This is a genomic window from Serratia sp. SCBI, from assembly GCF_000747565.1.
GTDB classification, from domain to species: domain Bacteria; phylum Pseudomonadota; class Gammaproteobacteria; order Enterobacterales; family Enterobacteriaceae; genus Serratia; species Serratia ureilytica.
Genome location: NZ_CP003424.1, coordinates 3,330,315 through 3,350,448 on the forward strand (window position 1 = coordinate 3,330,315; position 20,134 = coordinate 3,350,448).

Annotated in this window: 16 protein-coding genes and 1 pseudogene; 9 read left to right on the plus strand and 8 right to left on the minus strand. The window is 59.7% G+C overall.

Annotated features, from left to right (window positions below):
- Positions 1–13: 13 nt before the first annotated feature.
- Entirely contained in the window at positions 14–1,384 is a 1,371-nt protein-coding gene (locus tag SERRSCBI_RS15635; RefSeq protein WP_042785000.1) for an MFS transporter, read from the minus strand.
- 339 nt (positions 1,385–1,723) lie between these two features.
- On the opposite strand from SERRSCBI_RS15635, the gene amiA reads away from it, so the two are divergent.
- Both amiA and SERRSCBI_RS15645 read left to right on the plus strand, forming a co-directional pair.
- Positions 1,724–2,566, plus strand: coding sequence for an N-acetylmuramoyl-L-alanine amidase AmiA (gene amiA / locus SERRSCBI_RS15640; protein WP_033643732.1), 843 nt, complete (start codon positions 1,724–1,726; stop codon positions 2,564–2,566).
- Between the two features lie 54 nt (positions 2,567–2,620).
- Positions 2,621–3,673 carry a porin gene (locus tag SERRSCBI_RS15645; RefSeq protein WP_042785001.1) on the plus strand — a complete coding sequence of 351 codons (1,053 nt, stop codon included), beginning with the start codon at positions 2,621–2,623 and terminating at the stop codon, positions 3,671–3,673.
- Between the two features lie 145 nt (positions 3,674–3,818).
- Here SERRSCBI_RS15645 and SERRSCBI_RS15650 read toward each other — a convergent pair whose 3' ends face one another.
- From SERRSCBI_RS15650 to SERRSCBI_RS15655, 3 genes and pseudogenes are all read right to left on the minus strand, one after another.
- Entirely contained in the window at positions 3,819–4,469 is a 651-nt protein-coding gene (locus SERRSCBI_RS15650; protein ID WP_232230719.1) for an NAD-dependent epimerase/dehydratase family protein, read from the minus strand.
- A 49-nt stretch (positions 4,470–4,518) separates the two neighbouring features.
- Positions 4,519–4,764, minus strand: a pseudogene (locus SERRSCBI_RS25160) (NAD(P)H-binding protein); the annotation flags it as partial.
- Between the two features lie 67 nt (positions 4,765–4,831).
- The gene (locus tag SERRSCBI_RS15655) at positions 4,832–5,662 is read right to left on the minus strand and encodes an alpha/beta fold hydrolase (protein ID WP_033643735.1); all 831 of its coding nucleotides are present in this window, start codon (positions 5,660–5,662) and stop codon (positions 4,832–4,834) included.
- Positions 5,663–5,882: 220 nt separating this feature from the next.
- On the opposite strand from SERRSCBI_RS15655, the gene SERRSCBI_RS15660 reads away from it, so the two are divergent.
- The 7 genes from SERRSCBI_RS15660 to SERRSCBI_RS15690 all read left to right on the plus strand — a co-directional run bounded on the left by SERRSCBI_RS15660 (position 5,883) and on the right by SERRSCBI_RS15690 (position 15,904).
- A complete protein-coding gene (locus SERRSCBI_RS15660) occupies positions 5,883–7,286 on the plus strand; it encodes a coniferyl aldehyde dehydrogenase (RefSeq protein ID WP_042785003.1) in 1,404 nt (467 codons plus the stop codon).
- Positions 7,287–7,545: 259 nt separating this feature from the next.
- Complete coding sequence (gene katG, locus SERRSCBI_RS15665; RefSeq protein ID WP_042785004.1) at positions 7,546–9,741, plus strand: catalase/peroxidase HPI; 2,196 nt, start codon at positions 7,546–7,548, stop codon at positions 9,739–9,741.
- Positions 9,742–9,929: 188 nt separating this feature from the next.
- On the plus strand, positions 9,930–10,511 hold the full coding sequence (locus tag SERRSCBI_RS15670) for a hypothetical protein (RefSeq protein ID WP_049866697.1): 582 nt from the start codon (positions 9,930–9,932) through the stop codon (positions 10,509–10,511).
- A 438-nt stretch (positions 10,512–10,949) separates the two neighbouring features.
- Complete coding sequence (locus SERRSCBI_RS15675; RefSeq protein WP_046896410.1) at positions 10,950–11,309, plus strand: DUF805 domain-containing protein; 360 nt, start codon at positions 10,950–10,952, stop codon at positions 11,307–11,309.
- 480 nt (positions 11,310–11,789) lie between these two features.
- Positions 11,790–12,689 (plus strand): VOC family protein, encoded by a 900-nt coding sequence (locus SERRSCBI_RS15680; RefSeq protein ID WP_033651863.1) that lies wholly within the window; start codon positions 11,790–11,792, stop codon positions 12,687–12,689.
- A 41-nt stretch (positions 12,690–12,730) separates the two neighbouring features.
- Positions 12,731–14,020 carry an alginate export family protein gene (locus SERRSCBI_RS15685; RefSeq protein WP_042785005.1) on the plus strand — a complete coding sequence of 430 codons (1,290 nt, stop codon included), beginning with the start codon at positions 12,731–12,733 and terminating at the stop codon, positions 14,018–14,020.
- Positions 14,021–14,521: 501 nt separating this feature from the next.
- Positions 14,522–15,904 carry a serralysin family metalloprotease gene (locus SERRSCBI_RS15690; RefSeq protein ID WP_042785007.1) on the plus strand — a complete coding sequence of 461 codons (1,383 nt, stop codon included), beginning with the start codon at positions 14,522–14,524 and terminating at the stop codon, positions 15,902–15,904.
- A 106-nt stretch (positions 15,905–16,010) separates the two neighbouring features.
- On the opposite strand, the gene SERRSCBI_RS15695 is transcribed toward SERRSCBI_RS15690, so the two are convergent.
- From SERRSCBI_RS15695 to SERRSCBI_RS15710, 4 genes are all read right to left on the minus strand, one after another.
- On the minus strand, positions 16,011–17,063 hold the full coding sequence (locus SERRSCBI_RS15695) for a nitronate monooxygenase family protein (RefSeq protein ID WP_042785008.1): 1,053 nt from the start codon (positions 17,061–17,063) through the stop codon (positions 16,011–16,013).
- A 96-nt stretch (positions 17,064–17,159) separates the two neighbouring features.
- Complete coding sequence (locus tag SERRSCBI_RS15700) at positions 17,160–18,770, minus strand: MFS transporter (protein WP_042785009.1); 1,611 nt, start codon at positions 18,768–18,770, stop codon at positions 17,160–17,162.
- Complete coding sequence (locus SERRSCBI_RS15705; RefSeq protein WP_042785010.1) at positions 18,763–19,188, minus strand: DoxX family protein; 426 nt, start codon at positions 19,186–19,188, stop codon at positions 18,763–18,765. Before SERRSCBI_RS15705 ends, SERRSCBI_RS15700 begins: the two co-directional genes overlap by 8 nt.
- A gap of 9 nt (positions 19,189–19,197) precedes the next feature.
- Positions 19,198–20,028 (minus strand): alpha/beta fold hydrolase, encoded by an 831-nt coding sequence (locus SERRSCBI_RS15710; protein ID WP_042785011.1) that lies wholly within the window; start codon positions 20,026–20,028, stop codon positions 19,198–19,200.
- Positions 20,029–20,134: the final 106 nt, after the last annotated feature.

The window sequence follows — 20,134 nt, forward strand, 5'->3', positions numbered from 1 at the left end:
ACCTCGAACGTGCTTATTTGCTGGTTTTTAACGTAACGGCGGACTTGAAGCGCATATAGCTCACGGCCAGAGAGAGAAACGAGAACGCCGCCCCCGCCATTAAGCTGATAGTCGTCGCTTGCGCGCCGCGCATATTGAAGAAAATCGCCACTAACGCCGAACCGACGATTTGCCCGATCAACCGGGAACTGCCCAACAAACCGCTGGCGATGCTGCTGTTTTCATGAGAGACCGAAGTCATGATCAGCAGGTTGTTCGGTGATTGAAACAGGCCGAAACCGATGCCGCACAGCGCCACACGCCATACGATCGCCCCATTCGACGGATCGGCCGGCAGGTTGGCCATCAGCAGCATGCCGGCCAACAAGCAGGCGAGGCCTGACAGGGCGACAAGATTGGGATCGTATTTCTTGGTCAAATCGCCGGAAATCAACGACGACACCATGGTGGCCAGCGGCCAGGCGGTCAGCAGCAGACCGATTTCCACCACGTTTCTTTGCAGGACATTGTGGAAATAAAAAGGCAGCGATACAAAAGCCAAAAGCTGGGTGCTGTAAGACAGCATCGACATCAGCAAAGACAATGACAGCGTCGGGTTATGCAGCATCGCGACCGGGATCAGCGCGGCGTTGGCCTTTCTTTTCTGATTGATGTACAGCCACCCGGCCAGTCCGGCGAATACCGCAAAGCTCAGCGCCGCCGCCGGCAGATGGCGGGTGGTCATGCTCATCGTGCTGAGCGAGAAAGCGATAAACAGCACAAACACCAACAGGGCGCCCCCGCTGTCGAAGCCAACGCTGCGCCGCTCGCGGGAGCCCAGAAATATCATGCTCAGCAGCAGCGACAGGCAGGCGATGGGAACATTGATGGTGAACAGCCAGTTCCAGCTCGTTTGAGAAAGTATCGCCGAGGCGATGGACGGCCCGGCGGCGGCGGAAACCGACACCACCATCACGTTAATCCCCAGGCCGCGCCCCAGCAGCCTTGCCGGGTAGATCTCCTTGATCAGCGCCGCATTGACGCTGAGCACCGCCGCCGCGCCGAAGCCCTGTATCACTCGGAACGCCGTCAGCATCGCCAGCGTGTCGGAAAGCGCGCAACCCAACGAGGAGAAAGCAAACAGCACCACCCCGGCCATAAAGATTTTTTTATTGCCCACCGCTCTGCCCAGCGCCGCAAAGGGCATCAACGACGCGACGACGGCAAACTGGTAGGCATTGATAATCATGATGGAAGCCGATTCGGAAACGGCGAAATCTTTCGCGATCACCGGCAGCGCTACGTTGGCGATGGTGCTGTCGAGCATGGCGATGACCGTGCTTAACGAGACGGCGAGAACCGCGAATAGATTTAGCGTCTCTTTTTCCTGGTGTTTAAAAGTCATGTTAACGCTCCAAAAACGTGGGTGTCTTTATGCCGGCATGCCGGCGGCAAAGACGCCGTTTTTATCAATTTTTGTAATTACGTTATAACATATCATTACTGGATGGTAATAAATCTCATTTGAAATATTGGATTGCATAGTGTTTCAAAATAAGAATTAACAAATGCAATACAAATAAATCACAATATAAATACCCAATTAAATAACCATACTCGGTATAAAAAACCGGTTTATTTATAGAATGACATTAAAAGTAACAGGCGCTAACAGACAACGATGATGCCGGCATAAATTGTTATGTTATAACAAATCAACCTTCCCTTTATGCGGGTTAACCTTATGGCTAAGAAGGACCTTTTGAACACGCGCTTGTCCCGCCGCAGAATGATGCTGGCCGGGCTGGCGGCTCTGGCGCTCAATAGCGCCGTTTCTCCGCTGGCTAGCGCCCACGGCTTGCCACGCCCCAAAAAACAGGCGGGCCCTCAGGGTGCGCGAAAACGATTCCTGGTCATGTTGGATCCCGGCCATGGCGGCATCGACTCCGGCGCCATTGGCCACACCGGTTCGCTGGAAAAACATGTCGTTCTGGCGATCGCCAGAAATGTGCGGGCGCAGCTCGATCGACACGGCATCGATGCCCGCCTGACGCGCGACAGCGACGTTTTTATTCCGCTGTACGATCGGGTGGAGATCGCGCACCGGCATGGCGCGGATCTTTTCATGTCGATTCACGCCGACGGCTTTACCTGCCCCAGCGCCTGCGGCGCTTCGGTCTTTGCGCTTTCCACTAAGGGCGCCAGCAGCGCGATGGCGAAATACTTATCGAACAGTGAAAACGCGGCGGACGATCTCGCCGGCCCCCACGTCATCAAGAAAGATCGCTATTTGCAGAAGATACTGTTTGATTTGGAACAAACGGAAACCATCAAAGAAAGCCTGACGCTGGGCTCGCACCTGATCCAACATATTGCGCCCATCCATCATTTGCATGCCAAAAATACCGAACAGGCGGCCTTCGTGGTGTTGAAATCCCCGTACATTCCTTCGGTATTGGTGGAAACCTCGTTCATCACCAACCCCGAGGAAGAAAGGCTGCTGGGCACCCCTGCATTCCGAAATAAAATCGCCACCGCCATCACGCAGGGGATCGTCAGCTACTTTAAACACGTCACACACGCTTAAGCTTCACCAGGACGGCAAGCCGGCCGGCTTGCCGCGCACAGGGACGGCGTCAACATGATAAAATGCAATCCTCGCGCTTTTTCGGCGAGCCTGTGGCTCCCGCTGCTGGCCCTGTTGCCGCGCAGCGCCTTCGCCGTGCCGCTGACGGTATCGCAACACAGCAGCCTGAATTTCTACGGCACGATTATCGCCAGACGCTACAGCGGCCAAAGCGAACGCGACGACGGCGACCGCAGCTATCTCTATTTCGGCCTGATCGGCAAAAAAAAGATCGCGCCGCGCTGGCGGGCCTACGCCCATTGGGAATATACCGTCAGCTTCGCCGACGCCACCCGAAACAGCACCCGGCTCGCCTACCTCGGCGTGCAGAACGCCGCCCTGGGCAGCCTCGATATCGGCCGCAACTGGGGCGTGCTCTATGATGTGACCGCCCTGACCGATCGCTCCCCGCTGTTCAGAGAAATGGCCTACAACTACATCGACAACTTTATGCGCGGCCGGGCGCACAACCTGCTCACTTACCGCAAACCTTTCAGCCTGTTTCAGCGGCACGCCGCCCTCGCGCTGCAGTATCAGTTCAAAGACGGCGACGATCGACAGGCGCTGGGCAAACAAAACGGCAACGGGTTCGGCGCCTCCTTCCGCTATGCGCTGACGCCGACGCTCAGCCTCATCGCCGCCGCTTCGGTGTCTCAAACCACGCAGCGGCAGCAACGCGCCGCCGGCTATCGTCGGCGCATCGATACGCTGGCCGAGGGGGTTCTCTATGCGTCGAAAAAAATCTATCTCGCGGCCGTGTTCACCCAAAGCGACAACGCCATCAGCCCGCAACAAACCGCTAACCGCGGCTCGGCGTCCAGTTATGAAGCGCTCGCCAAATACCGGCTGACGGACCATATTCAGCCCAACATCGGCTATACCCGTTTGATACAGGCCCGGGCAGGCCGCAACACCGACTTATTGAACTACGAGGAGTTGGGCGTGACCTGGTTGCTCAATAGCAACATGCAGGTGTTTATTAACTATGAATTCAATAACCTTTCTCGGCACGCCCCCGGCGTCGATGCGTCAGACAAACTCGATATGGGCATCAGCTATCACTGGTGACGCGCTGCCGCAGCCAATAAAAATAAAAAGCCCCGCCCGGTGAAGGGCGAGGCTCGCTCGCGCCGATCGAGACGGTGCGAGAGGATCATGAGGGCAGAGTGATGACAAAGTGCCGAATGCGCCTGCTCATGGCGTGACGGACGCCTCAGCGCGGCGCTTGCGCGTTTTTCCACTCCCGCCAAATCGTTTCCAGCCCGGCGTGATACGTCGTGACGGCGAAGTCGGGAAAACGCTGTTTGAACTTGGTCGAGTCGAACAGGTTATCGTGCTCGTAGCGCGGCAGCAGCTCGCGCATCTCACGCGCCCCGGACGAAACCAACCCCGCGGCGATCAACGCCCATTTGCCGATAACGGAATATGAAATGTCCTTCCCAAACACCTCGCAGGCCAACGCGGCGAACTGCGCATAGGTGAGCCGCTCGTCGCAGCACGGGAGATGCCACGTCTGGCCGAACGCGTCGGGCGTATTACCGAGCCGGGCTAACCCACGGCTGGCGTCGGGCGTCCAGATCAGCGTGCGCAGCCTGTCGTCGCGAACCGGCACGCGCGGTTTTTCCCCCGCTTTCAGCCTGTCGACGATCAGCGCATTGGTGAAGCTCTGCGTTTTTCCCGGCCCATAAAACTCGGGCGCACGGCCGATCAGCACGGGGATCTGCTTGCGCTCTATCTCGTCGAGCACCTTCTCGGTCATCAGGGCGCGCACCCGTCCCTTGCGCCCCCGAGGCGCGAACGGCGTCGATTCCGTCTGCGGCTCGCCGTTCTGCGGATACATATAGGTATTGTCGAAATAAAACAAAGGGCACGCCCGCGGTACGGCTGGCGTCCAACGCATTCTGCAGCATGGTCGGAAATTGCTGCTCCCACAGCGCCGAATCCGGCGGCAGGCCGGCGGCGAAATACACCACGTCGCTGCCCTTCACCGCCGCCAGGGTCTGCTGTGCATCGAGCAGGTCGGCCGCGACCAGCGTATCGCTGTCGTTGACCTTCCTCGGGTTGCGGCTGACCAATCTTAAATCATCGGTGTACGCGCGCTTCAGTTCACGCGCCAGCTCTTGGGCGATCTGGCCACTGGCGCCCAGGATCGTTTGCATTGGCGTTCCTCATCGCAATGAAAAAAACTCCGCCCACTCAGGGCGGAGCAAAAGTGCTTGTTCGCGCTTAACTGTTCACGAACGCCAGCAGATCGGCGTTGACCTGATCGGCATGGGTGGTCGGTATGCCGTGCGGCGCGCCCTTATAGGTATGGAGCGTGCCGTTTTGCACCAGCTTGGCCGACAGCGCGCCGGAGTCCTGATAAGGCACCACCTGGTCGTCGTCGCCGTGGATCACCAGCACCGGAATGGCAATCTTCTTGAGATCTTCGGTGAAATCGGTCTGCGAGAAGGCGACGATGCCGTCATAGTGCGCCTTGGCGCCGCCCATCATGCCCTGCCGCCACCAGTTCCAGATAATGGCCTCCGACGGTTTGGCGCCCGGACGGTTATAGCCGTAGAACGGGCCGGCGGGCACGTCGTAATAGAATTGCGCCCGGTTGGCGGCCAGCTGCGCCTGGAAATCATCGAATACCGATTTTGGGGTACCCTGCGGGTTACTGTCCGTTTTCACCATCAGCGGCGGCACTGCGCTGATCAGCACCGCTTTGGACACCTTGTCCTCGCCGTGGCGCACGATATAGCGCACCACCTCGCCGCCGCCGGTCGAGTGGCCCACGTGCATGGCGCCCTGTACGCCGAGGTGTTTTACCACCGCGGCGACGTCATCGGCGTAGTGATCCATGTCGTGCCCTTCCCACACCTGGCTGGAGCGGCCGTGGCCGCGGCGATCGTGCGCAACCACGCGGAACCCTTTGTTCACGAAGAACAGCATCTGGGCATCCCAGTCATCGCTGGACAGCGGCCAGCCGTGGTGGAAGTAGATAACCTTGCCGTTTTTTGGGCCCCAATCCTTGTAGAAAATCTCGACGCCATCGCTGGTCGTTACATAACCCATGTCGTTTCTCCCATTTACACTATGGTTAAAAAAGAAGGTTTATACTGCGCACGGCGCCGGGATCTCTGGCTCCCTCATCCCGGTTGGCCGACGATCTTGCGTTGATCGTTTAACGAGTATAGGTTTAAAGTTCACTTTAAGGTCAAACCCAATTCGGCAAACCGCATTCCCGCTTTCACTCGGCATCAGGAGAATTCAAGTGCAGGGAGATGACATCCTCATGACGATGGAGCCGCGGCTTGCCGCCCAGCGCCACGCCTTCCTGCGCGACGGCGCGCCGACGATGCAACAGCGCAAGGCCGCCCTGCGCCGCTTGCGGAGCGCCATTCTGGCCCAGCGCGCCGCGCTGGCGGCGGCCGTCAGCGCCGACTTCGGCCACCGCTCGCCTTACGAAACCGACATTCTGGAGATTCTGGTCACCGTTCAAGCGATCGATTACCTGCTGCGCAACCTGAAACGCTTCATGAAGCCGGAGCGCCGCCACGTCGCCCTGCCGTATCAGGCCGCACGCGCCTATGTGCAATATCAGCCCAAGGGCGTGATTGGCATCATGGCGCCGTGGAACTATCCCTTCTCGTTGACCTTCATCCCGCTGGCCACCGCCCTGGCCGCCGGCAACCGCGTGATGCTGAAACCTTCGGAGCTCACGCCGCATACCAGCCGCCTCATCGAAACGATGCTGGCGGCGCTGTTTCCCGCCGATGAGGTCGCCGTCGTGACCGGCGGGCCGGACGTCGGGGCCAGATTCAGCGAGCTGGCGTTCGACCATCTGGTGTTCACCGGCAGCACGGCGATCGGCCGTCAGGTCATGCAGGCGGCCGGCAAACATCTGGTGCCGTTAACGCTCGAACTGGGCGGCAAAAGCCCTGCCGTCATGGCACGCGGCGCGGTTAACGCCAGAAACGTCAAGAGCGTGGCGTTCGGCAAGCTGTCGAACGCGGGCCAAACCTGTATCGCGCCCGATTACCTGCTGGTTCATCAGGACGATCTGGCAAGCTTCATGGCGCTCTATGACGCGGCGGTTAAAAGCTTTTATCCCGACGGGCCAACCGGCGACGACTACGGCGCCATCATCAACGACAGGCACTATCGCCGCTTGCAAGCGCTGCTTGCCGACGCACAGGCGCGCGGCGCGCAACTCCATCCGGTCGGCCACCGCCCGGACTCGGCGTCTGAACGGCCGAACACGCTGGCCCCTACGCTTATCGTCGGCGCCCCCGATGACAGCGCGATCATGCAAGAAGAGATCTTCGGGCCGCTGCTGCCGGTGCGCACCTACGCCGCCTTTGATGAAACGATCGACGTTATCAACGCCGCGCCCCGCCCGCTCGCGCTCTACTACTTCGGCCCGCCGGGCGAGGATCGGGACCGGCTGCTGGCGCGCACCACCTCCGGCAACGTCAGCATCAACGCCACCCTGCTGCACTTCGCCCAGGACGACCTGCCGTTCGGCGGCATCGGCCCCAGCGGCATGGGAGCCTGTCACGGCATCGAAGGATTTCGGGCGCTGAGCCACGCCAAAGGCGTTTTCATCCAGAGCCGCTGGCGCTTTACCGACCTGCTGCGCGCGCCGTTCGGCAAGCTGGCGGACGCGGTGCTCGCGTTCATGTTGCGGCGCCGATAACGCGGCGTGTTGACTATCAATAGCACACCCATAAATCGCCGCAAGCTATCACAATATTCACTCATTCCTATTTTATCTCTCCGCCGCCGCTGACTAAGCTTAGCCCTATGTCCCCCTTTGCCCGTTGGCGGCGAGGGTGACGTCAATCGATTGAGTTCAGTTATTTAGCGCAACACCCGACGCAAGCCTTACCCGCATGCCTTGTTAACCGCTCCACGCCCGGCGGCTGGAGCATCTTTACGGAAGCAGAGAGCGCATTATGACAACTGAAAGCAAATGCCCGTTTTCGGGCGGCAAGCAGCCCGCACCGCAGAACGGCCCCACCAATCAGGATTGGTGGCCTAATCAGCTCAGCCTGAAACCGCTGCACCAGCACTCCCCCCTGTCCGATCCGATGGATAAAGACTTCAACTACGCCGATGCCTTCAACAGCCTCGATCTGGCGGCGGTCAAACAGGATCTGCACGCCCTGATGACCGACTCGCAGGAATGGTGGCCGGCGGACTTCGGCCACTACGGCGGCCTGTTCATCCGCATGGCCTGGCACAGCGCCGGCACCTACCGCATCGGCGACGGCCGCGGCGGCGCAGGCGAAGGCCAGCAGCGCTTCGCCCCGCTCAACAGCTGGCCGGACAACGTCAGCCTCGACAAGGCGCGCCGTTTGCTGTGGCCTATCAAGCAGAAATACGGCCGCAACATCTCCTGGGCCGACCTGATTATCCTGACCGGCAACGTGGCGCTGGAATCGATGGGCTTCAAAACCTTCGGCTACGCCGGCGGCCGCGCCGACACCTGGGAGCCGGACGACGTCTACTGGGGCTCTGAGAAGATCTGGCTGGAACTGAGCGGCGGGCCGAACAGCCGCTACTCGGGCGACCGCGATCTGGAAAACCCGCTGGCGGCGGTGCAGATGGGCCTGATTTACGTCAATCCGGAAGGCCCGGACGGCAATCCCGATCCGGTGGCCGCCGCGCGCGACATCCGTGAAACCTTCGCCCGCATGGCGATGAATGACGAAGAAACCGTGGCGCTGATCGCCGGCGGTCACACCTTCGGCAAGACCCACGGCGCCGGCCCGGCGTCTCACGTCGGCGCCGATCCGGAAGCCGCCGGACTGGAAGCGCAGGGCCTCGGCTGGCACAGCACCTTCGGCACCGGCGTCGGCAAAGACGCCATCACCAGCGGCCTGGAAGTCACCTGGACCACCACCCCGACCCAGTGGAACCACGACTTCTTCCGCCACCTGTTCGAATACGAATGGGAGCTGAGCCAAAGCCCGGCCGGCGCGCACCAGTGGGTGGCGAAAGACATCGGTGAAACCATTCCCGACGCCTTCGATCCCAACAAAAAACGCCGCCCAACCATGCTGACCACCGACCTGTCGCTGCGCTTCGATCCGGCCTACGAGAAGATTTCGCGCCGCTTCTATGAGCACCCGGAGGAGCTGGCCGACGCCTTCGCCCGCGCCTGGTTCAAGCTGACCCACCGCGACATGGGGCCGCGCGCGCGCTACCTCGGCCCGGAAGTACCGCAGGAAACGTTGATTTGGCAGGATCCGATCCCGGCGGTCGATCATCCGCTGATCGATGAGCAGGACATCGCCGCGCTGAAAAACGCCGTGCTGGCTTCCGGCCTGTCGGTGTCGGCGCTGGTCTCCACCGCCTGGGCTTCTGCTTCCAGCTTCCGCGGCTCAGACAAGCGCGGCGGCGCCAACGGCGCGCGCATTCGCCTGGCGCCGCAAAAAGACTGGGCGGTCAACCAACCTGCGCAGCTCGCCGCGACGCTGGCCAAGCTGGAGAGCATCCAACGCGCCTTCAACGATGCACAGACCGGCGGCAAGCGCGTCTCGCTGGCGGACCTGATCGTGCTGGCCGGCGCGGCGGGCGTGGAACAGGCGGCGAAGAACGCCGGTTTCACCCTGACGGTGCCGTTCGCCCCGGGCCGCATGGACGCCTCGCAGGAACAGACCGACGTGGACTCCTTCGAGGCGATGGAGCCGCTCGCCGACGGTTTCCGCAACTTCCTGAAGGGCAAATATCGCGTGCCGGCCGAAACGCTGCTGGTCGACAAGGCGCAGCTGTTGACCCTGACCGCGCCGGAAATGACGGTGCTGGTCGGCGGGCTGCGCGTGCTCGGCGCCAACGTCGGCGGCACGCAGCACGGCGTGTTCACCCATCGCCCGCAGGCGCTGACCAACGACTTCTTCGTCAACCTGCTCGACATGGGCACCACCTGGCATCCGGCGGGTGAGGACGGCCTGTTTGAAGGCCGCGATCGCCGCAGCGGCGCGGTTAAATGGACCGGCACCCGCGTCGATCTGGTGTTCGGTTCGCACGCGCAACTGCGCGCGCTGGCCGAAGTCTACGGCAGCGCCGACGGGCAAGAGAAGTTCGCCCACGACTTCGTCGCCGCCTGGAACAAAGTGATGAACCTCGATCGTTTCGATCTGGCGTAACTTAGCGACAGCACAAAGCCCGCCACGGTAAGTCGGCGGGCTTTTTTATTTGAGGGTAAAAACCGACGACACAACACATAAAAATGACTAACTGATTGATAAAATTTATAACCCCATGATAGGTTAGGAGATTAAATGTATACGAAGACAATTTAAAAATATTAAAAATCAATAAAATAGGAGTAATCATGGACGATATTAATGTTTACGGAGAAACAGGAATATTTATCATTAAAGAACAAATTTTCAGCAAAAATGGACTCCCGTCCATAGGACACTTCTCTCCTTCTGCTGTACAAATCCAGCGCTACGTCTACCAATTGCGTAAGGAACAAGAGGTTTTATGGGAGGGGCGAAAGATCGACTATACACAGCTCGGCATTTGGGAAAAATTTAAGATACTGATGGGCAACGACTTGGTCAGTAGAGACAAACAAGGGGGCAGCACGCTCTATTCACTGGAGTTCGCCGGATTTGAAACAAGAATAACACCTCTGGATGGAGCAAAAGCACCCCTCCCCGAATTTTTAGGAAAGTCCTATAAGATTAACGTACCCACACCTTACATTTATGGCCAAGATCCTATCCCAGAGATGAAGCTCTATGGCAGGAAAGACGTCTCATTCATTATGAGCAACGGTGGACAATCAGCCCCTACTGCAATGGCAAAATACAACAAGACGACCAAGAATCTGATAATGATTCGTACTGAACTAGAAATGAAAAATTTGATGTTATCCTTGAGTAGCGCCAAGGAGCTAAAAAAATGAAGAAAACGATGCTGTTCATTAGTCTGATAGTCATTTATGGTTTATTGGTTATTTTCTGCACCTCCCAATGGCAAAGCTCTACTTTGCCGGGAAAACATTGTTTGTTTCTGACGTTGCAGCAACGGTCGTTACCCAGTTTAAGGCCGCCGGGATTTTCATTTTGTGCGGTGTCATCATCCTGACGCAGATCGTACTGACAAAAAAAATCAAAATCCCTTAGACGATATGCCGTTATCTATAGCACTTGGGTGGGTATCCACTTCGTCTACCTTCTCGTCATCTTGATACTTAAGAGCAAGTTCCTGGAACCTCTCAACAAAATCCCGATGGATGCAATTGCTATTGAACAGTTTAACCTTGCTGGCCCAGCGCTTATTTCTCTGGTTTTAACCTGTTCGTCGCTATGGCTCGTCAACAAGTCAGGACAATCAGCACGCAATGTCTAAACAACCGAGAATCCTGAATAGTCTACTCAACTGTTACAAAAAGACCTTCACCTACTCAGGCCGCGAAAGCCGTGGGCCTTACTCAATGCTGCTTTTGTGCCAGCACGTTTGGTTTCTGCTTTATCTCGCTGTTATCGCCAGCAAGATGAATGAGATTTCCATTTTCGCGCTTGCAGCGTTTTTGCTGCCTATGCTAGCGGCCAATGTGCGCCGTTTGCACGATGCGGGTTACTCCGGTGGTTGGTGCCTGACCTGGTTCTGCTTCACACCCTATGTGATGCTGATCTTCGCGCTGTTCCTTCCCGCAAAGAACCTCAACAACCCTTACGACGATCGCCCAAACCTGGCGTAAGCCCCCTCAACGGCCTGCTTCGGCGAGCCCTGTCAGGCGCCGCGATATTCTCTTTTCCCGCTTATTCGTATTTACTCAACAAGTCATATAAAAATTTGATGGGCGGCAATTCTTTTAATGCTGTATTTATATTTAGAGGGCAATGAAGAGCGTAAACTCACATCGTTAATGCGATATATCCCATCAAGGAGATGACCGTTATGGATTATCCTCGATACACCTCAACACGCGGCGAGGCGGGTCTCATCATCGCCGTCCCTTAGCAGCAGCGGGTTTGGCCGGCAAAGGCGCCCCATCGTTTTACGCCATAAAAATAGATGTTCAGCACCTGCGCGATATTCGCCTGGGCGCCTGACGTTCGCCCTTCGTTAATGTTTCACGGCGTGCATTGCGCTTTTGGTTTTTTATTTTTCAGCCGACGGGAAAGCTCATGGGAAATTACGCTTCACTCAGGAAAATAACCGCTACCTGGAGGTCAACATGCAACATATTATCGGCATTTCTTCTCGTCGGCTGAGAATATCGGCCCTTGCGCTGCTGCTCCCGGCGATGTCATGGGCGGCCGATACGGCGTCTGTCGCCGTAGGGCCGCAGTATGACACCACCCATGTCTACGTCGAACGCGGCAAGATGGATGCCTTTGTCGACAGCATCCTGAAAACCTTCGGCGGCACCAGCACCGAACGCGTGCTGGTCAACGTCACGCCCACGCCCAGCGAAACCTACTCCCAGCTGATACTGACGCCGGCCGGCAGCTTCTCGGTGTTCGATTTCAAAACGCCGATCCCGCATCCGTTTGGCGCTGAGCGCAACGGTTTTCTGGTCAGGGATATGGACGCCGCCATTCGGCAAGCCAAGGCCGCCGGCGCCGATGTGCAGGTCGAACCCTTCGACGATCCGATTGGCCGCGACGCGGTGATCCAGTGGCCCGGCGGCGTCAACATGCAGCTTTATTGGCACACCAAAGCGCCCAACTACAAGCCGCTGCTGAGCGTGCCGGAAAACCGCCTGTACCTCTCCGCCTATCGCGTCGACGACTTCCTGAACAGCTATCGGGCATTCTCGCACGCCAAGGTGGCGAGCGACGCGCAAGTCAGCGATGCGGCGATCGGCCGTAACGGCAACGGCAAGATCCGCCAGATCGAACTGGACTCCCGCTTCGGCAAAACGCGCATTTTCGTCACCGACGGGCATCTGCCTTATCCGTTCGGCCATGAGCGCACCGGCTATGGCGTCGACGATCTGTCGGCCACGTTGGCCAAAGCGACGGCCAGCGGCGCGCAGGTGCTGTGGCGTTCGACGGCGGCGGAACGCCGCGCCTCGGCGCTGGTGAGTTTCCCCGGCGGCTATATCGCAGAAATTCACCAGACGGCTAAATAAACCCAAGGCGCGCTGCGGCGCGCTTTTTTCTTCGGATATCCATGATGAAACGCACGCTACCCGCACTGTTGCTGTTCTCCACGCTCCCCGCGCTGGCGGCGGAGCCCGCCGCTTCCCCCTGGAAAAACATCCCGTTGGGCGATGCGGCCACGTTGTCTTTCGACGGTTCACTGCGCGAGCGCTATGAATGGACGGATCAGCGGGATCTGAACGGCGGACGCGACGACACCTTCATGCAGCGCTTGCTGGTTGGCGCGCGCCTCGACTACGGCGACTATGTCGGCGCCTATGTGCAGGTGGGATCGTCGCTGGCCACGCCGCGCGACCGCGGGCGCAAGCCGACCGACGAAGATCATGCCTACCTCGGCCAGGGCTATGTGGATATGAAACTGCCCACCGCCTACGGCCTCGGCACCCTGCGGATCGGCCGCCAGGAGATTGCGCTGGGCTCGCTGCACCTGCTGGGCACCCGCGACGGGCCCAACGTACGCCGCTCCTTCGACGCTATCCGCGCCAGCTGGGTCAAGGACAAAAACCGCCTCGACGCCTTTATCGGCCACCCCATTACGCTCAAAACCGGCAGTTTCGACGACGATACCGACAACAGCCAAAAGGTATGGGGGCTGTACGGCACCACACCGCTGACGCCGCTGGCTTCCTCGCTCGATCTTTATACCTTCGGCTTTGAAGATAACGACGCCCACTACACGCAGCTCAGCGGGCAAGAGCGGCGCTACACCGTCGGCGCGCGCATTTTCGGCGCGGCGCAGGGCTTCGACTGGGACAATGAGGCCGCCTGGCAGTTCGGCAGCGCGGAACAGCGCAACATCCGCGCCTGGTCGGCGTCGGCGCACGCCGGCTATACGGCGAACGGCTGGCGCTGGCGGCCGCGCTTCGGCGGCAAGATTGGCATCGCCAGCGGCGATAAAAACGGTCACGACGGACAACTCAATACCTTTAACGCCATGTATCCCAAGCTGCCCTACCTGACCGAGAACGGGCTGGTGGCGCCGGCGAACCTGATCGCCATCCATCCTTCGGTCACGATCACGCCGTGGCAAACCCTGTCCATCGACTTCAGCTGGGACGCGCTATGGCGGCAACGCCGCGAGGATGCCTTCTACCTCGGCCCGATGCGCCCGGTGAAAGGCAGCGCGCAGGGCTCGCGCTTTATCGGCAACCAGTATCAGGTCGAAACAACCTGGACACCGCGCAGCGATCTTCAGTTCAAGGTGGCCTATGTTTACTTCGACGTCAGCAACAGCCTGCAGCACCATGCCGGGCTGAAAAGCATGAACTTCGTCCTGGCGCAGGGCACCTACAGTTTTTAAGCATCAGGCAAGTTAATCGGTGTACGCGGGCGCCCTCAATAATCCCGTATCCGATTAATGACGACAGCCGGCGTGCGGCCGCCTCTATGCGTTACGGCAATGGCGGCTACTCACCGCATTTCACAGATAAAAAGCTGGAAAAGCAGAAAGATAAATCAGCGACGCAAACGACGCGCGCCGATTACAGAGAAATATTAAATAAAGATTTAATTCCAACGAGTTATTTAAACACGTCTTTTACTCATATCTTATGTAAAAGATTCATATAAGAATAACTCATTAATAAAATAATTGTGTTTATACTGCTTTAACTCAATCACAGTGCACAATTAATTCCTCACCGTGATTAATGATAAGGATATATTCCGCTTGAACGCAATATTCAAGCCAGACCAAGGAGGCAAGCCAATGATATCACTTTAATTACCCCTGATTTTCAAACCTGTGTACGAGCATATAGAGCGTTAGGTGCAATATTGTCAACGTCCAAAGGAGTTTGATATGTCATTAGCGACCGATAAAATTTCCGATTATTTAACCCATTATGAAAGAGGCGATCACGCGGGGAACAGTAAACCGTCATATACCACGCAAGAGGTTTCAGATCTGCTGCTGAGGAGCCATTATTCCGCCAATGGCAAAGGCGTGACCGACCATGCGGCTACCTTGACCTACTCTTTCCCCGTCTATACGGGCAGCGACAAGACGGGCGCCGCGCAGCTTACCGCCGCCCAGCAAGCCCAAACCAAGCTTTCATTGCAATCCTGGTCGGATGTGGCCAACATCACGTTCACCGAGGTTAAAGGCAACGACGCGAAAAATGCAGATATAAAGTTTGGTTTTTATAAGGCGGCCAGCGGGGGCAATTACACCTCGTATGAAAGTACGCAGAGCAATCTAAAAAGCACCATTTGGATCAGCGGCAATAACGGCTACGACGCCTCCAATCCGCAAACCAATAATTACGCCAGGGATACACTCACCCATGAAATAGGGCATGCGTTGGGGCTTTCTCATCCCGGAAATTATGATGCGTCAAATGCCACCTACCCCACCTACGCCAACTCGGCGAAGTATTATGAAGACGACCATCAATATTCTTTGATGAGCTATTTTAACGAACAATACACCAGCGCTGACTATAAAGGCGTTTGGCCATCGGGGCCGCAGCTGGATGATATTACCGCCATACAGAAGCTTTACGGCGCGAATACCACCACGCGCACCGGCGATACCACCTATGGTTTCAACTCGAATACGGACAGAGACTTTTTGAGCGTTAAGGCGTCCACGGACAAAATCGTGGCGGCTATCTGGGATGCCGGCGGCAATGACACGCTGGATTTTTCAGGCTACAGCCAGGATCAGCGCATCAACATTAACGAAGGCGCATTCTCTGATGTAGGCGGCTTGAAGGCGAATATCGCCATCGCCTACGGCGCGCAGATTGAAAATATCATCGGCGGCAGCGGCGCCGACATTCTTGTGGGCAACGCGCTGAACAATACGTTAAAAGGCGGTGCAGGCAACGACATCATTTACGGTGCCGGCGGCGCCGATCAGCTCTGGGGCAATGCAGGCGCGGACACCTTCGTCTTCCGCGAAGCCGGCGACAGCCAAGCCGCCGCGCCGGATTGGATCCGCGATTTCCAGACGGCGGTGGATAAAATCGACCTGTCGTGGCTCAACCAGACGGCTAAGGCCGAAGGGAGCGAATTGCACTTCGTGGATAGTTTAAGCGGCTCGTTGTATGAAGCGGCGCTGAATTATGACGCGCAGCAGAATGTCACCGATCTGGCCATCAATCTCTCCGGCAATCAATTGCCTGATTTCCTTGTCAAAATCGTTGGGCATGTCGACGCTTCCGCCGATATTCTCGTCTAGCCAAGGCAAACCCGCAGTCCGGCCTTCACGCCGGACTGTTTATCTCTCTCAGGCCTCACCCCGGCGTCTTTTTACATTGCCACAGCAATAAATCGCGCCGACGAGGTCACACCGCTTCCAGCTCCGCCGCCAGCGTGGCGACCAGCTCCGCCGCCGGCATCGGCCGCGCCAGGCCTACGCCCTGCCCGGCCCACAGCGACATAAACTCCGCGCGTCCGGCCTTGGCCGCCGCCTGGCGAATATCGCCGGTGAGCGCGTTCTGCACCGGATAAGGCAGGATCTGCGCCTCTTCCGCGCGCATCTGCCGCATGAAATCATTGACGATGCCGCGCGCCGGGCGGCCGCTGAAGGCGCGCGTCAAGCGCGTGCTGTCATCGCCGGCGTTGCGCAGCGCCGCTCGCCAGGCTTCGGCGATGCCCGACTCCGGGCTGCACAGAAACGCGGTGCCCAGCTGCGCCGCCTGCGCGCCCAGCAATTGTGCCGCCGCGATGCCGCGCCCGTTCATGATGCCGCCTGCGGCAATCGCCGGGATCTTCACCGCCGCCACCACCTGCGGCAACAGGGCCATCAGGCCGACGCAGGACTGTTCGATATCGCCAAGGAAGGTCGGGCGATGCCCCCCCGCCTCCGCGCCCGAGACGCAGACGAAGTCGGCGCCCGCCTCTTCCCAGGCGCGGGCTTCCGCCACCGTGGTGGCGGTGCCGATCACCCGCGAGCCGGCCTTCTTGAACTGCGTGACCGTGGCGCGCGGCAGCACGCCGAAGGTGAAGCTGACCACCGGCGGCGCAGCCTCCAGCAGGGCCGCGATCTGGTCGCGGTTGTTTTCGGCGAATTGGGCCGGCATGGGCGGCTCGCTCAGCCCCAGCGCTTCGCGGAACGGCCGCAGCAGGTGCTGGGCGCGCTTGAGCTCGGCGAGATCCGGGTGCTGCTCATCGAGCAGAAACAGGTTGATGTTGAACGGCGCGGCGGTCTGCGCGCGGATCTGCTGCACCCGTTCGAGGATCACCGCCGGTGAAAACAGCGCCGCCGCGCACGATCCCAGCGCTCCGGCGTTGCTCACCGCCACCGCCAATGCCGGCGGCGACGCGCCGTTCATCGGCCCCTGAACGATCGGATAGCGCAGCCCAAGCTCGCGGGCAAAAGCAGAAGGTGCCGTCATCAATGTGTCTCCCTGTGCTGACTACATTCGTCTTACGGCGGCCGCGCCGCCGAACCGACCAAAAGCATAGCACCTTCTCACCGCCAGGCCGTGCAGTTAATGCTTCACCTGCCGCCTGTCCAGCGACAAGAAGTGATGCACCACCGGTTTCTCAGGGCCGATATGGAAGCGCAGCACCTCCTGCTGCAGATCGGCGTCGGCGTGCGATACCCGCTGGTGCTGCCGCAGATGCTCCGCCCAGGATTCCACCAGGAACCACTCCATGATGCATTCCGGATCGCCGGTGTGCTCGGTGATGCCCCAGGCGTAAGCGCCATCGCGGCGACGCGCCCGCTCCAGCATCAGCAGCGTGCGCAAGAACTGCGGCCGATCCTGCTCGCGAATGCGGTACTCCACCTGAATCATCACCGGGCCGCGATCGTTTTCAACCGGCGTGTTGACCAACGGCTCCGGCCAATGGTTCGACGGCTGCAGATCGGCCTCGCCGGTCGGCAGACGCAGGCGGTGGAACAGCAGCCCTGCCGCCAACAGACCGACGCCGCCGACCAGCAGCGTGGCGGCCACGCCCAGCTCCTGCGCCACCAGCCCCCACAACAGGCTGCCCGCCGCCATCGCGCCGTTGAACACCATCAGATAGATGGCCAGGCCGCGGCCGCGCACCCAGTTAGGCAGCACGCCCTGCGCCGCGCCGTTGAGCGTGGTCAGCGCAATGATCCAGCCGGCGCCCAGCACCAACAGCAGCACCACCGCCAGCCACTGCGGCGGCGCCAGCGACAGGGCCGCCATTACCGCCGCCGTCAGCACCGCCGCCAGCAACACCAGCCCGTCGGCGTTCAGCCGCTGGCGCAGGCGCGGCAGCACGATCGCCCCGATGATCGCCCCGGCGCCCACCGCCCCCAGCAAGACACCGTAAAAACCGGCGCTGCCGCCCAGCATGCGGCGCGCCACCAGCGGCAGCAGCGCCCAGACCGAGCTGGAGAAGGCGAAGAACACCGCCGCCCGCAGCAGCACCACGTGCAGCTCGCGGCTGGAACGGGCATAGCGCAGCCCGGCGCGGAAGGCGCCGAAGAAGTGTTCCGACAGGCCGCTGTCCTCAACCTTCGGCCGCTTCCACCACAGCAGCGCCGCGATCACCAGCACATAGCTCATCACGTCCGCGCCGTAGGCCGCGCCGGCACCGAAGCTGGCCAGCAGCAAACCGCCGGCCGCCGGGCCGATGGAGCGGGCGATGTTGATGCCCAGCGAGTTCAGCGCCACGGCGTTTTTCAGCTCGGCGCGCGGCACCAGCTCCGGCACGATCGCCTGCCAGGTCGGCCCCATCAGCGCCGCGCCGATACCGCCGACGAAGGTCAGCGCCAGCAGGTATTCCACCGTCAGCGCGCCGGTCTGCGACAGCAGCAACAGGCTGCCGCTGACGCAGGCCAGCAGAATTTGCACGAAGATCAGAAAGCGTCGCCGATCGAGAATGTCCGACAGCACCCCGGCCGGGATGGCCAGCAGGAACACCGGCAGCGTGGCGGCGGTTTGCATCAACGCCACCGCCGAAGGGTTGCTCGACAGGTCGGTGATCAGCCACGAGCTGGCGACGTCGCGCATAAAACTGCCGACGTTGCCGAGCACCGTGGCGCCCCACAGCACCGCAAATAATGGAATTTTCAGCGGCGCGAAGCCGCCCGCCGCCGCCTTGTTTTCCGTCTGTTCAGCCATCCGTTCGCTCCTTCAAATCGTTAAATGCCACCAGCAACAGCGCGCCGGCCAGCCCGAGGTGTTCAAAAAATCCGTTCATCATCTGGCCTCGCTCCGCCCCGTCGAACTGCCAGAACGGATTGGCCATCAGCGTCGCCATCAGGGTAAAACCGGCCAGCGCCAACGCGCCGAGCCAGCGATAAAAACCGCTCAGGATCAGCGCCGACGCCGCCAGTTCCAGCAGCGTCACCAGCACGGCGAACAGCGCCGCCGGCTGCAGGCCGAAGTGGGCCATCTCGGCGATGGCGCCCTCAACGTTCAGCGCCTTGACCAACCCGCCCTGAATATAGGCGGCGCAGATCGCGAGCAGCAGCATCCAGCGCACCGCAGGCGCGTGCAGCCGCTGCGCGCAGCGGGCGACGATAACAGTCAGGTTCATCGCGCCCCCTTAAAACGGCGAATTCTGGATGAAGGCCAGCAGATCGGCATTGAAGCGATCGGGATCGGCCTGCGCCAAACCGTGAGAGCCGCCGGCGTAAACATTCAGCTCCGCCTGTTGCATAAGCTTAGCGGCTTTCAGCGCCGAGGCGCCGATCGGCACGATCTGATCGGCGTCGCCGTGCACCAGCAGCGTCGGCTTGTCGATCGCCAGCAGATCGGCGGTGTAATCCACTTCGGAGAACGCGCGCACGCAGTCGTACTGCCCTTTCACGCCGCCCTGCATGCCCATCATCCAGAAGCTGTCGATCAGCCCCGCGTTGCTCTCCACCTCGTCGCACTGGAAGCCATAGAACGGCACCGCCAGCTCTTTGAAGAACTGTGAGCGGTTGCCCGCCACGCCGCTGCGAATGCCGTCAAACGCCGCCATCGGCGTGCCCTCTGGGTTGACCGGCGTCTGCAGCATCAGCGGCGGCACGGCGCCGACCAGCACCACTTTCGCCACCCGATCGCTGCCGTGACGGCCGATGTAGCGCGCCACTTCGCCGCCGCCGGTGGAATGGCCGACCAGGATCAGATCGCGCAGATCCAGCGTTTCGATCAGCAGGGCCAGATCGTCGGCGTATTGGTTGATGTCGTTGCCGTGCCAGGTTTGATCAGAACGGCCGTGGCCGCGGCGATCGTGGGCGATCACGCGGAACCCGCTCTGGCCGAAAAACAGCATCTGGTTGTCCCAGGCATCGGCGGACAGCGGCCAACCGTGCGAGAACAGGATCGGCTGGCCGCGGCCCCAATCCTTATAGAAAATGCGTGCGCCATCGGGCGCGGTAAGAGTGCTCATGACGTGTTCCCCGCTCGGTATCGAATTGGATTTTGGACGGGTTAACAGTACGGCAGGCGCAAAGGCAGTGATAACGGAATAATTTTCGCATGATCGCGAGTTTTTT

Coding starts and splice junctions, on each gene's coding strand:
- katG (WP_042785004.1), top strand. CDS start 7,546: ATGACAACTGAAAGCAAATGCCCGTTTTCGGGCGGCAAGCAGCCCGCA.
- SERRSCBI_RS15680 (WP_033651863.1), top strand. CDS start 11,790: ATGCAACATATTATCGGCATTTCTTCTCGTCGGCTGAGAATATCGGCC.
- SERRSCBI_RS15685 (WP_042785005.1), top strand. CDS start 12,731: ATGATGAAACGCACGCTACCCGCACTGTTGCTGTTCTCCACGCTCCCC.
- SERRSCBI_RS15670 (WP_049866697.1), top strand. CDS start 9,930: ATGGACGATATTAATGTTTACGGAGAAACAGGAATATTTATCATTAAA.
- SERRSCBI_RS15660 (WP_042785003.1), top strand. CDS start 5,883: ATGACGATGGAGCCGCGGCTTGCCGCCCAGCGCCACGCCTTCCTGCGC.
- SERRSCBI_RS15705 (WP_042785010.1), bottom strand. CDS start 19,188: ATGAACCTGACTGTTATCGTCGCCCGCTGCGCGCAGCGGCTGCACGCG.
- SERRSCBI_RS15635 (WP_042785000.1), bottom strand. CDS start 1,384: ATGACTTTTAAACACCAGGAAAAAGAGACGCTAAATCTATTCGCGGTT.
- SERRSCBI_RS15655 (WP_033643735.1), bottom strand. CDS start 5,662: ATGGGTTATGTAACGACCAGCGATGGCGTCGAGATTTTCTACAAGGAT.
- SERRSCBI_RS15700 (WP_042785009.1), bottom strand. CDS start 18,770: ATGGCTGAACAGACGGAAAACAAGGCGGCGGCGGGCGGCTTCGCGCCG.
- SERRSCBI_RS15710 (WP_042785011.1), bottom strand. CDS start 20,028: ATGAGCACTCTTACCGCGCCCGATGGCGCACGCATTTTCTATAAGGAT.
- SERRSCBI_RS15690 (WP_042785007.1), top strand. CDS start 14,522: ATGTCATTAGCGACCGATAAAATTTCCGATTATTTAACCCATTATGAA.
- SERRSCBI_RS15645 (WP_042785001.1), top strand. CDS start 2,621: ATGATAAAATGCAATCCTCGCGCTTTTTCGGCGAGCCTGTGGCTCCCG.
- SERRSCBI_RS15675 (WP_046896410.1), top strand. CDS start 10,950: ATGTCTAAACAACCGAGAATCCTGAATAGTCTACTCAACTGTTACAAA.
- SERRSCBI_RS15695 (WP_042785008.1), bottom strand. CDS start 17,063: ATGACGGCACCTTCTGCTTTTGCCCGCGAGCTTGGGCTGCGCTATCCG.
- amiA (WP_033643732.1), top strand. CDS start 1,724: ATGGCTAAGAAGGACCTTTTGAACACGCGCTTGTCCCGCCGCAGAATG.